The organism is Streptosporangium sp. OZ121, from assembly GCF_051918885.1.
Lineage (GTDB): Bacteria > Actinomycetota > Actinomycetes > Streptosporangiales > Streptosporangiaceae > Streptosporangium.
The window spans coordinates 25,064-36,542 of record NZ_JBPXMC010000027.1; the positions used below are offsets into that span (position 1 = coordinate 25,064).

13 protein-coding genes and 1 tRNA gene are annotated in these 11,479 nt (G+C 67.7%); 10 read left to right on the top strand and 4 right to left on the bottom strand.

What is annotated here, in order from left to right; genetic code table 11:
* Positions 1–25: 25 nt before the first annotated feature.
* The 3 genes from ACTOQ1_RS33745 to ACTOQ1_RS33755 all read left to right on the top strand — a co-directional run bounded on the left by ACTOQ1_RS33745 (position 26) and on the right by ACTOQ1_RS33755 (position 1,266).
* Positions 26–91, top strand: a tRNA-Phe gene (locus ACTOQ1_RS33745).
* Between the two features lie 257 nt (positions 92–348).
* Positions 349–891, top strand: a complete 543-nt coding sequence (gene lepB, locus ACTOQ1_RS33750) for a signal peptidase I (protein ID WP_440072021.1) — start codon at positions 349–351, stop codon at positions 889–891.
* Between the two features lie 9 nt (positions 892–900).
* Positions 901–1,266 carry a hypothetical protein gene (locus tag ACTOQ1_RS33755; protein ID WP_440072022.1) on the top strand — a complete coding sequence of 122 codons (366 nt, stop codon included), beginning with the start codon at positions 901–903 and terminating at the stop codon, positions 1,264–1,266.
* A gap of 105 nt (positions 1,267–1,371) precedes the next feature.
* Here the strand turns inward: ACTOQ1_RS33755 and ACTOQ1_RS33760 are convergent, their stop codons facing one another.
* From ACTOQ1_RS33760 to ACTOQ1_RS33770, 3 genes are all read right to left on the bottom strand, one after another.
* Entirely contained in the window at positions 1,372–1,860 is a 489-nt protein-coding gene (locus tag ACTOQ1_RS33760) for a hypothetical protein (RefSeq protein WP_440072024.1), read from the bottom strand.
* Between the two features lie 408 nt (positions 1,861–2,268).
* Positions 2,269–2,670, bottom strand: coding sequence for a PIN domain nuclease (locus tag ACTOQ1_RS33765; protein WP_440072025.1), 402 nt, complete (start codon positions 2,668–2,670; stop codon positions 2,269–2,271).
* Complete coding sequence (locus tag ACTOQ1_RS33770; protein ID WP_329087211.1) at positions 2,667–2,891, bottom strand: type II toxin-antitoxin system VapB family antitoxin; 225 nt, start codon at positions 2,889–2,891, stop codon at positions 2,667–2,669. Before ACTOQ1_RS33770 ends, ACTOQ1_RS33765 begins: the two co-directional genes overlap by 4 nt.
* Before the next feature lie 268 nt (positions 2,892–3,159).
* On the opposite strand from ACTOQ1_RS33770, the gene ACTOQ1_RS33775 reads away from it, so the two are divergent.
* From ACTOQ1_RS33775 to ACTOQ1_RS33805, 7 genes are all read left to right on the top strand, one after another.
* Positions 3,160–3,456 (top strand): hypothetical protein, encoded by a 297-nt coding sequence (locus ACTOQ1_RS33775; protein ID WP_440072026.1) that lies wholly within the window; start codon positions 3,160–3,162, stop codon positions 3,454–3,456.
* A 29-nt stretch (positions 3,457–3,485) separates the two neighbouring features.
* On the top strand, positions 3,486–4,868 hold the full coding sequence (locus ACTOQ1_RS33780) for an acyltransferase family protein (RefSeq protein WP_440072027.1): 1,383 nt from the start codon (positions 3,486–3,488) through the stop codon (positions 4,866–4,868).
* Positions 4,869–5,172: 304 nt separating this feature from the next.
* Positions 5,173–6,090: an ABC transporter ATP-binding protein gene (locus tag ACTOQ1_RS33785; RefSeq protein ID WP_440072028.1), complete on the top strand. Its 918-nt coding sequence runs from the start codon at positions 5,173–5,175 to the stop codon at positions 6,088–6,090.
* Between the two features lie 60 nt (positions 6,091–6,150).
* On the top strand, positions 6,151–6,936 hold the full coding sequence (locus ACTOQ1_RS33790) for an ABC transporter permease (RefSeq protein ID WP_440072029.1): 786 nt from the start codon (positions 6,151–6,153) through the stop codon (positions 6,934–6,936).
* A 39-nt stretch (positions 6,937–6,975) separates the two neighbouring features.
* The gene (locus tag ACTOQ1_RS33795) at positions 6,976–8,292 is read left to right on the top strand and encodes a sensor histidine kinase (RefSeq protein ID WP_440072030.1); all 1,317 of its coding nucleotides are present in this window, start codon (positions 6,976–6,978) and stop codon (positions 8,290–8,292) included.
* Positions 8,289–8,966, top strand: coding sequence for a response regulator (locus ACTOQ1_RS33800; RefSeq protein ID WP_440072031.1), 678 nt, complete (start codon positions 8,289–8,291; stop codon positions 8,964–8,966). Before ACTOQ1_RS33795 ends, ACTOQ1_RS33800 begins: the two co-directional genes overlap by 4 nt.
* A 183-nt stretch (positions 8,967–9,149) precedes the next feature.
* The gene (locus ACTOQ1_RS33805) at positions 9,150–10,760 is read left to right on the top strand and encodes a tannase/feruloyl esterase family alpha/beta hydrolase (RefSeq protein ID WP_440072033.1); all 1,611 of its coding nucleotides are present in this window, start codon (positions 9,150–9,152) and stop codon (positions 10,758–10,760) included.
* A 168-nt stretch (positions 10,761–10,928) separates the two neighbouring features.
* On the opposite strand, the gene ACTOQ1_RS33810 is transcribed toward ACTOQ1_RS33805, so the two are convergent.
* A complete protein-coding gene (locus ACTOQ1_RS33810) occupies positions 10,929–11,375 on the bottom strand; it encodes a VOC family protein (protein WP_440072034.1) in 447 nt (148 codons plus the stop codon).
* Between the last annotated feature and the right edge of the window lie 104 nt (positions 11,376–11,479).

Below are 11,479 nucleotides of genomic sequence, written 5' to 3' on the forward strand. Positions count from 1 at the left end.
CAGCCTTCTGACCTCGTGTCCGCCGAGAGGAGCAGGGTGATCGCTCCGCCTGAAAAGCGGAAGGTCGGCGGTTCGACTCCGCCCCTGACCACAGCAACTGAGCAGCACAAACGCCCCGAGCCGATCATGGCCGGGGCGCTTTTCGTGGTACTTGACGACAACGGGTTCTGACGTGCCAGGTCGAGGTTGGCTTCGGCCACGTTGGCGCCGACATCTACAAGGCCGCCCCGGCAGCCTGACCGCCACACCAAGGGCGTTCGCCGAAGCGGAACAAGCTCAGACATCCCACTACAAGATCGTAATGAGACGCAAGTCATCGGAGTGATGTCCAGCCCGGATAATGCTGCGATGGTGTTTCGTGTGTTATATGTACTGATCATCTCGTTTGTGGTCGTGGGGGTTTCCGCGTGCTCGGTCATACCTGAGCCATTGATTTCCAAGGCGACAGGAAGAGAGTCCTACCGCGAATCGAGCGAGGCGATGATGCCTACGCTCAAGAAGGGCGCCGTGGTAACCGGCACGGTGACCGACGGGACGTACGCACCCAAGATGGGTGACGTCATCGCCTTTCTGCCCCCGAAGGCGTGGGGCGGAAGTGGCGGCTACATGATCAAACGAATCATCGGCGTTCCAGGGAACACGGTCAGTTGCTGCGACCCGCAGCATCGGATGGTCATTGACGGCAAGCCAGTGAATGAACCATATGTCACCAACGAGCAGGCTTCGCATCTCACCTTCGAGCCGATAGTCGTCCCGGAGGGGCGTATCTGGGTTCAAGGCGACAATCGCGATGTCTCTCTTGACTCGCGTAACCACCATCGCGCGGGGGTTGACGGCACCGTCCCTGTGTCCAACGTCATCGGGGTCATCGACGTCAGCACCGCGAAGTAGAAGTCGCTCATGAAGCGTTCGACGATCGCGGTGCTTGTGGCCGCTGCTGTGTGGGGCGGCGCTCTGCTCGTTCCCGTTGCTTTCTTCGTGCTGAACTATGGGTGCGATGCTGACGATGGCCGGCTCGTCGACTCTCTCGGCATCCTCGATGTTCGTCCGGCAAGTGCCACACCGCAGGAGGGACGCGACAGCTTTTGCGATGAGGACGACCGGATCACAACTATCTGGCAGACCTACTGTCCCTCGGGCCCGCGAGCCGACGTGCTGCCCTTCTACCGAGACGTCGCGCTCAAGAACGGGTGGGCGCCCCCTCCGGAGGATGACGGTGAAGGGGTGTACTGCTTCACCAGGGTCACGTCCATGGAAGTGGTGTAAGGCAACACCGCCTCATGTGATCACACGGTACCGACCCGTATCTACCGCTCCACCAGGAGGGGAAGCCGTTGACGAGGTGCCCGCCCTTCCCTTGTAAGCAGAAGGTCAGGGGCTTGCGGGCCAGAACTGCAGCCGGTAGGTCTCCAGCCCTGTGGGGGGTCGTCCCCTGGAGTAGCGGGCACCGGGGCCAGGGCGGACGCTTGCACGGACGAACCAGGTCCGGGTCTGGTCGCACAAGTCAATGATCTTGCCGGAGGAGTGGCCGTGAACTCCGACCATCTGCAGCATGCCCGAGCTGGAGTAGAGCTCTGCCGTCTCGCTTCTGCTCCACTGGTCGCCGTCGTTGGGCGGTGAGCCGTCCCAGCGCTCAACGATGACGTCGACCTTGTGCCAGGAATCGGCCTGACTGTTAACGATGGCAGCGTTCGCGCCGGCCAGGAACAAGTCGGTCATGCTCGCTCGGTCGGCGAGTTCGAAAAGACCTTCGGTCCCCTCCGGCTGCCCGTTGGCTCCATCAAGGTCAATGACCATGAACTGGCCGAAATCGATCGTGACCGTGTCCGACAGGCGTTCAATCAGACGGGACGTCGACATCCTTGGCGCGAGACAGGAGAGGAGAATCGATGCTATCTGGAAGTGATCATCCGGTGTGGCTGGCCATGGGACCGGAGGGGCGCGGTGACAGCAACGTCATCCGATTACCGGTGAACATGAGAGACATGGGTGATGTCCAGCCGAAATTTCTGTTGATTGACGCAGATGAGCAAATCTGTGGTTCCTGTCTTGATGCCGAAGGCGTCTTCGTCGAGGCGCCAGAGGGCGACGAACCCGCGAACGTCGAAATCCTGGGTCGCCTTCCCTCGCAGCGGATGCGTACTACCTCGGCGGGTCGAAGCGCCATCGCCGGAGGAATCCGCTCGGCCTGGAGGCGCTCCGGATGCTCGATCCGGCCCGGTTGGACAAGACGTGCTCAATAACCCCTGAAGATCTTCTGTCGGCGCGTCAGCTGATCCAGCGCGCCGGTTGTCCGGTCAGGCGGGAAATGGTGTCGAAGTCGGCGTCGGCATGCAGCACGGTGAGCTTGTGATGCCGAGCCGTCACCGCCATGAGGAGATCGATCGGAGAGGCGCTCTGGTGCCGCCCCTTGTCGGCGAGATCGCGCTGCAACCCGCTCGTCTCGTCCCAGGCCGATTCGGGGATGGCATAGTACGGGAAGGTTTCCTGGAGCAGATTGCTGGCTTCGTAGAAGGCTGGTCGGCCGCCGACGGCTCGGAGGTACTCCTGCCTGACCGGCTCGCAGATACCTACGAGCCCGGCAGAGACTGTCTGGTCCCATTCTGTCCCGACCTGGCTGCGGTAGAAGCGGACCAGGGCGCTGGTATCTATGAGATAGAGCTCTGTCACGCCACGGCCTGGTGTGCGCTGTCACCCTTGTCGATGGCTGAGAAGTCGATCTCACCTTCAGCCACCATCTCGCGCATGCGAGCCACGGCCGCGGCCCGCTTGCGTCGATCAATGATCTCTCGCAGAGCGGCGTTGACCGTGTCTTTCTTGGACGAGGTGCCGAGCAACTTCGCGGCCTCCGCTAGAGCCTCGTCATCGAGGTCGATCAGGGTCTTGGTCATGATGCCCCCATCTGTATATACAAATTGAGATTCGTATATCAACGATGTTGATCTGGAGACGCTGTTCGCAACCTTGAACGCGCGAAAAGGAGGATCAGGTTCTTGTCGTGAGGTCGGGGCCGTCGCTTGCCGAGGGGTTGCGTCCACGGAGGTGGTGCACAGCAACACCGCCTTAGGCGATCACACTTCACCAGCGTCCGTATCTACCGCCTGATCGGGTCGGGACATCGCTGACGAGGCATCTGCCCCCACTCGTGATGAAGTACCAATGCGGACGCCGGACGAGGTCAGGCGCACCTACGATCGGCTGACCGCGGCCCTCGACCGGCGGCCCCTGCCGGACCCGGGCGGCTTCGTCCTCGACGGCAACGCCCTGCGCGAGATCACCCGGGTGGGGCTTTACCTCGACGGCTCCTTCCCCTCCACGGCCGAGTTGTGGCAGGAGGTCGCGGCCGCCGTCTCAGGATCCGCCCTTACCTTCCGTGGGGCCGCTGTAGGGCCGTTGCCCGTGGACTGCCGTGCGCCGGTGGATCGCATCGATCCTCATGGACGAGAAGCCGCTTGATATGACGTGGACGGAGGAACGTTCTCATCATGTCGAGCGTCGGTGACCTGACAGCGCACCTTGTCCGGGTCGTTCATCGGATGATGCGGCAGGTGCGGCAACTGGCCGAGCGAACACCGCCGCAGCGGGAGCGCCATGTCGACCTGCTGCGCGCCGTCGCGATCACGGCGGTCGTCGTCGGGCACTGGCTGGCGATCTATGTGACCCGCGACGGCGAGGGCTTCCAGGGCGCGAGCATCCTCCAGGTCGCCTCGTGGACCCATCCGCTGACGTGGCTGTTCCAGGTGATGCCCCTGTTCTTCCTGGTGGGAGGCTTCGCGAACGCCATGTCCTTCACCTCCCATCTCGGGCGGGGTGGCAATGCCATGGGCTGGGTGCTGGGCCGGACCGCTCGGCTCCTGCGCCCGACGACGATGCTGCTGGGCGGGCTGGCGGTGGCGGCTCTGACGGCCGGGGTTCTGGGTGCCGAGCCCGGCCTGATCGGCGTGGCGGTCTGGCTGGCCTCGATCCCGTTGTGGTTCCTGGTCGCCTACATCGCCGTGATGGTCCTCACCCCGCCGATGTACGCCCTGCACCGGCGTGCGGGTCTGGCCGTGCCGATCATCCTGGCGGTCCTGGTCGGCGGGGGCGACCTGGCCCGTCTGGTGCTGACCGTTCCCTACGTGGGCCAGGCGAATTTCCTGCTCGCCTGGCTGGCCGTGCATCAACTCGGCTTCGCCTGGCAGGACGGGCACCTGCCGTCCCGGCGGAGTGTGGCTCTACCGATGGCGGCGGCCGGGTTCATCGCCCTCGTGCTGCTTACGGTGGTCGGCCCCTATCCGGTCAGCATGGTGGGGTTCGGGGGGGAGGAAATACGGAACACCTCTCCACCTACGCTGGCCCTCCTGGCTCTGGCCGTCACGCAGACGGGAATCGCCCTGTGGACGCGTGACCAGGGGAACCGGTGGCTGCGGCGGCCGGGTCCGTGGACCGTCGTCGTGGCGATCAACTTAGTGATCATGACGCTTTTCCTCTGGCACATGACCGCCGTCGTGATCGGCGTCCTGCTGCTCTACGGAACGGCGGTGATGCCCGACGCCACGCCCGGGTCGGCACTCTGGTTGCTCCTGCGCGTTCCCTGGCTCGCCTGTCTGGCGCTGGTTCTCGCCCTTCTCGTCGCGGTGTTCGGGCGTTTCGAGCAGCGTACGGGGCCGCGGGCCGATCTCGTGGGGACGGTGAAAGGCGTGTGGCCCACCGCACTGACGATCGCCGGGGTCGGTGCCGTGCTCGCCGGGCTTCTGGCCCTCGCGCTGGCCGGTCTGGGCTACCACGGACCGGTGGGCCTGCCCGTGAGGGTGCTGGTCGCCTACTTCGGCGGTGTCGCCCTCCTGGGTCTCGTCCGTTGGCGGTATGCGCATCCGGCGCAGGAGTGATCGGGGCGGGGCACCCTGGAGCTGCCTGCGGCACGAACTCGGCGCCGTGCGGGTTTGCCGTCGCGAGGTACGCGCACGCGCACCCCGGGCGGCTCTTGGGAAGACCGGTCCCGCCGGTCTCCCCGTTCCGCACCGTCCGGGTCGCGATCCACCGATCGGTGGATCGCGACCACCACCCGGTTGGGCCGATTCCCCCGCCGAACGGCAGCCAGGTCCCGTCCACCGGTCAATGTCGGAACGAGCGCCGCCGTAGAAGGGTGGACATAGCCAGTCGCCACAGGGCCGAGCCCGAGAGGACACGCGCATGCCACCGGTTATCGAGGTACGCAATCTCCACAAGCGCTATGGGAACAATGTCGCGGTCGACGATGTGTCGCTCACCGTTCAGGAGGGCGAGATCCTCGGGATCCTCGGCCCGAACGGGGCCGGTAAGACGACGACCGTGGAGTGCATCGAGGGCCTCCGCGTGCCGGACCGGGGCAAGATCAAGGTACTCGGGTTCGATCCCCAACGGGATCGCGCCGAGCTGACCCGGCGGCTCGGTGTGCAGTTGCAGGCGGGGCAGATCCAGGAGCGGCTGGAGGTCGCCGAGGCACTGGAGCTCTACAGCTCCTTCTATCCCAAGCCTGCCGACTGGCGCGGGCTGATGGACGGCCTCGGCCTGGCGGGTAAGGCGAAGACCAGGTACGCCAAGCTGTCCGGCGGCCAGAAGCAGCGGCTTTCCATCGCGCTGGCGCTCGTCGGCAGCCCTCAGGTGGCGATACTCGACGAGCTCACCACCGGCCTCGACCCGCAGGCACGGCGGGACACCTGGGACCTGATCGAGGGCGTGCGCTCCCGCGGGGTGACGATCGTGCTGGTCACCCATTTCATGGAGGAGGCCGAGCGGCTGTGTGACCGGTTGGCCCTGATCGACGCGGGCCGCGTCGTCCTGGTTGACACCCCGGCCGGTCTGGCCGAGCGGGCCCGTATCGAGCAGCGGATCCAGTTCCGCCCGTCGCGGCAGATGGACGACGAGCTGCTGAGGAGCCTGCCCGACGTCTCCAGCGTCACCCGCCGGGGCGAGCTGGTCATCGTCAAGGGCAACAGCGACGCGCTCAACGCCGTCACCGCCGTACTGGCCCGCAATCAGATAGTGGCCGAACGGCTGCGCGTCGAGCAGGCGAGCCTGGAGGACGCGTTCGTCAAGCTGACCGGGAAACGCCCCGATGCCACCTCGTGATCCGCACGATCCGAGCGATCCGAACCGATGCAGCCCGTCCACGGAGAGGAATCCATACTCATGTCAGCCCTGAACACGGCCGCGCCCTTCACCGCCAAGCGCGGTTCCGCAACGTGGAGGCTCACCAAAGCCGAGATCAAACTCTGTGTCCGGGAAAAGACAGGTCCCCTCTGGGGGGTCGGCTTCCCGCTGATCCTGTTGGTCATCCTCGGCAACGTCCCCATCCTGCGGGAGCCCATGGAGGCCGGCGGAGGCCTGACGTACTTCGACCTCTACGTGCCGGTCATCATCTTGTTCAACCTTGCCATCCTGGCACTGACCGCGCTGCCGACGATACTCGCGGGATACCGCGAGAACGGCGTGCTACGGCGCATGCGGACCACGCCGATCGGCCCGGCCCGCGTGCTCGCCGCCCAGCTCGTGGCCAACCTCTCCATCGCGGTCGTCGCGGTGACCCTGTTCCTCACCGTGGCCAGGCTCGGCTTCGGCGTCCGCCTGCCGCAGAATCTCGTCGGCTTCGCCGTCGGCTGGCTGCTCGCGGCCGCCGCGCTGCTCTCGATCGGCCTGCTGATCACCGCGCTGGCGCCCGGGCGTGGCCCGGCCACGGCGATCGGCACGGTGTTGTTCTTCCCGATGATGTTCTTCGCCGGGCTCTGGGTGCCGATCGCGCAGATGCCCCCGCTGCTGCGGAGCATCAGCCACTACACCCCGCTCGGCGCGGGCATGCAGGCGTTCCAGGAGGCTTCTTTCCAGGGCCATTTCCCGTCCGCCCAGCCCTTGGTGACCTTGGCGGGCTACGCGGTCGTGTGCGCGGTCATCGCGGTCCGCTGGTTCCGCTGGGAATAGAGCGGTTCGCTGGTTTCACCGGGAATAGACTCGGGACGGATGGAGAGGGATGTGAGCGGGCAGATGCCGGAGTCCTGTGACGCGGAGCAGGGACGGCCCCCCTTTCTGCTGGTGACCGTGGTGCCGTACACGTTGCTGGCCGCCCTCGTCATCTTCAAGGTGGTCGTGGAGCGGTCGGCGGGCGACGACTCCCTGCTCATCGATCTCGGCCTGTGCGGGCTGGCCGCGGGGTGGATGCTCGGCATGTTCACCCTGCGTCCCGCCTGGTGGGAGCGCCCACTGATCATGGGGGTGTTCTTCGCCGGCCTGGTGGTGATCACCGCGATCCTGGTGGCGCGGGACCCCGTGTTCGGGTTGTTCACCCCCGCCCCCTACATCTACGCCTTCACCATCCTTCGCTGGCCGTGGCGGCTGCTGGGCGTGGCGGTCGTGGCGGTCGTGGCCGGCGTCGCACAGGCATCCGACGTGCCCAAGACGACCGCTCTCGGCCTGACGATCTTCGTGATCATCGTTGTCGTCAACATCGTCATGATGTGCGTCACCGCCTGGTTCCTCCAGCTCGCCGAGCAGGAGAGAGAGCAGCGCCTCCAGGCCCTCGCCGAGCTGAGCCGGACGAACCGGTTGCTGGAGGCGACGCTCGCCGAGAACGCCGGCCTGCACACCCAGCTGCTCGCCCAGGCCAGGGAGGCGGGAGTCCTCGACGAGCGCCAGCGGATGGCTCGCGAGATCCATGACACCCTGGCGCAGGGACTCACCGGGATCATCACGCAACTCCAGGCCGCCGAGCAGATGCACGACGTCCCGGAGCGGTGGCACCGCCCCTTCGAGGCCGTGAAGACGCTGGCGAGGGAGAGCCTGGCAGAGGCCCGGCGTTCGGTCGACGCGCTGCGGCCCGAGCCACTGGAAACCGCGCGCCTGAGTGACGCGCTCACCGACGTCGCCGACCGGTGGTCGAGGTTGCACGGGCTCGCCGTCCAGGTCACGACGACCGGCACGGTACGGCCGATGACACCGGAGACCGAGTTCGCGCTGCTGCGCACGGCACAGGAGGCGTTGGCCAACGTGGCCAAGCACGCGCGCGCGACCAGGGTCGGAGTGACGCTGTCCTACCTGGAACACGAGGTGGCGTTGGACGTGCGTGACGACGGCAGGGGCTTCGAACCCGCGGGTCTCGAAGCGGGAACGGTCGGGAATGGCGCGTCGCAGCCGCCGCACCGCGGCGGCGGGTTCGGCCTGACCATCATGCGACAGCGCGTCGAAGGGCTGTCCGGGAGTCTGCGGATCGAGTCCGAGCCCGGCGCCGGCACCGGGATCTCGGCCTGCATCCCCATCCTGCCGGCCGGGAGCCACACATGACCGATCGCACGGCCGAGCCGGCGGCCGAGACCCCGATCCGGCTGCTGATCGCGGACGACCATCCCATCGTCAGGGACGGGCTGAGCAGCATGTTCGCCTCCGCGCCCGGATTCGAGGTGCTGGGCGAGGCCGCGGACGGCGCCGCGGTCGTGCGGCTCGCCCAGGAGCTCCAGCCCGACGTGATCCTGATGGACCTGCGCATGCCGGGCATGGACGGGCTGACCGCGATCACCGAGCTGACCAGGCTCGGCGTCACCGCGCGCGTGCTGGTTCTGACCACCTACGACACCGACACCCACGTACTGCCGGCGATCGAGGCGGGCGCGACCGGCTACCTGCTCAAGGACTCTCCCCGGGAGGACCTGCTGCGCGGTGCGCGGGCCGCCGCCAAGGGCGAGAGCGTCCTCTCTCCCTCGGTGGCCGCCCGGTTGATGAACCGGGTCAGGACACCCGCCCCGCAACTGCTCAGCCGGCGGGAACTCGAGGTCCTCGAACTCGTGGCGGCCGGGAACACCAACCGTGAGGCGGCCGCCCGGCTGTTCATCACCGAGGCCACGGTCAAAAGTCACCTGCTGAACATCTACGCCAAGCTCGGCGTGGGGGACCGCGCCGCCGCCGTCACCGAGGCGTTCAACCGGCGGCTGCTCACCCCAGAAACGCGGGAGCCGCTCTGATCGCTCGCCGCCTCCTTGGCCGCGCTCAGCGTCCTCGACGCCCATCCGGTGACCGCGGCGCCCAAGGGGGAACGCGTCTCCGGTTGCTACGACGACGGCCGGTTGGTGAACGTCCGGGCCAGGGGGCGCCCCAGGGTGTTTCCCTGGGGCGAGGCCCGCGGGTCTCACGTGAGGGTGTCGGGCATGAAACGACGCTTGATCGTCCTGATGGCGGCGGCGGTATCGGCGGTGGCGGCGCTGGCGCCGACGGCTGCCGACGCCGTCTCCCGCGACAGCGGCCCCGTGGCCGCGACCTGTGCCGCCGTTCCCGTCTCCGCGCCCTCCGGCACCAAGGTGGAGTCGGTGAAGGCGGTCGCCAATACCGGCGGAACCGTCACGTTCCCCGCCGCTCCTCCGCTGCACCCCCAGGAGGAGACGCTCACCGACGTGCCGGCCTGGTGTGACGTCACCGTCACGGTGAGCCACCCGGGCGCGAACGACCACGTCAACATCAAGATCTCGCTGCCCCAGGACAGGGAGAACTGGACCGGAAGGTTCCAGGCGCTCGGCGGCAGCGCCTACCTCGCCGGTGACTTCGGCGGCTCTTCGCTGGTCGGCGCGGTGAAGGCCGGGTACGTCGCCGCGGCCACCGACGCCGGTGTCGGCGCGAACCCGCTCGACGTCAGCGGCTGGGCGCTCACCCCGGCCGGAAAGGTCGACACCCCGCTGCTGGAGAACTTCGCCTCCCGCTCGCTGCACGACATGGCCGTCATCGGCAAGGACGTGGCGAAGAGGTTCTACGACCGGCCCGTGAGCTACGCGTACTGGAACGGCTGCTCGACCGGCGGCCGTCAGGGGTACGCGGAGGCCCAGGACCACCCGACGGACTTCGACGGGATCCTGGCCAAGGCGCCGGCGATCAACTGGGACCGGTTCGCGGTCGCCACGCTCTGGTCGCAGGCCGTCTTCAACGAGGAGAAGGTCGCGCCCACCCCGTGTGAGCTGACGGCGTTCAACACCGCCGCGGTCAAGGCCTGCGACACCCTCGACGGGGTCAAGGACGGCATCATCGACGACCCGCGGAAGTGCCACTGGGACGCCCGGCGGCTGGCCGGCACCAAGATCGACTGTGGCGACAAGGAGATCACGATCTCCCGCGCCACCGCCGACGCGGTGCGCAAGATCTGGGCCGGACCGGTCTCCTCCTCCGGCCGGAAGCTCTGGTACGGGCCGAACAAGGGCGCGAGCCTCGACGCCCTGGCCACTCCAGGCACGCCGTTCACCGTCGCCGACAGCTGGGTCAAGTACTTCGTGAAGCGGAACCCGTCGTTCGACACGACGAAGCTCACCTACACGTCGTTCGCGCAGATCTTCCGCGCGTCGCAGCTGCGGTTCAACGACGTCATCGGCACCGACGACCCGAACCTGTCGGCGTTCGCGAAGGCCGGCGGCAAGCTGCTGAGCTGGCACGGCCAGAACGACGAGCTGGTCCCCACCCAGGGCACGATCGCCTACCGCGAGCGGGTCAACCGGGTCCTCGGCGGCAACAAGCGGGTCGACGACTTCTACCGCCTGTTCCTGCTGCCCGGCGTGAACCACTGCGCCGGCGGCCCCGGCCCGTACCCGACCGACGACCTGGGCGCGCTGGTCGACTGGGTGGAGAAGGGCCGGGCTCCGGCCACCCTCGCCGCCTCGGCCTCCGGCCCCGGCGGCGAGACCGTCACGCGTGACGTCTGCCGCTACCCGATGGTGGCCCGCTACACCGGCCACGGCGACACGGCCTCGGCCGCGAACTACCGCTGCGTCACCGCCTGACCTCGTCCGAACGACGCGGCGGCCCCGGCACTCTCGCCGGGGCCGCCGCCCCATGCCCGCCCACCGGACTCGCCCACGCCCGCGGCGACGCCGCCCGGCCCGGCAGGAGAGGGCCCGGCGCGTCGCCCGGCGCCGCCGTCACCCGGCCGGCGCGCCCACGGCCCGGCCTCAGCGGCCGGGGAAGCGCTCGGTGACCTCCTGCAGCAGGAAGCCGTTGCCGTCGGGATCGCTGAACGAGGCGAACGAGCCGTACGAGGGGCGGCCCGGGTAGAAACCGGGAACCCGCTTCTCGGTGCCCGCGTGGTGGAAGACGCCGCCCTCGTCGTGGAAGATCTCGCTGACCTCGACGCCGCGGTCGACCAGGTCGGCCCGGGCCTCCTCGATGTCACGCACGATCAGGTGAACGTTCTCCACCGACCCGGGCGCGGCGGTACCGATGCCCTTGCCCACGATGATCGAGCAGTGGGAGCCCGGCGGGGTGAAGTGCACGACCCGGAAGTCCTGACCGGAGACGTAGTCGAGGTCCTCGCGGAAACCGATCCGCCTGTAGAACTCCTTGGCCCGGTCGACGTCGGCCACCGGCAGCACGATCACCTCAAGCATGTAGTCCACCATTGTCCCCGCTCCTCCACGATCCCGGCGGTGCCGTTCGGCATCCGGCCTTCACAATCATGCGCGGAGCAGGGCGTTCGCCCCAGGGTGACACCCTGGTGGCGGCC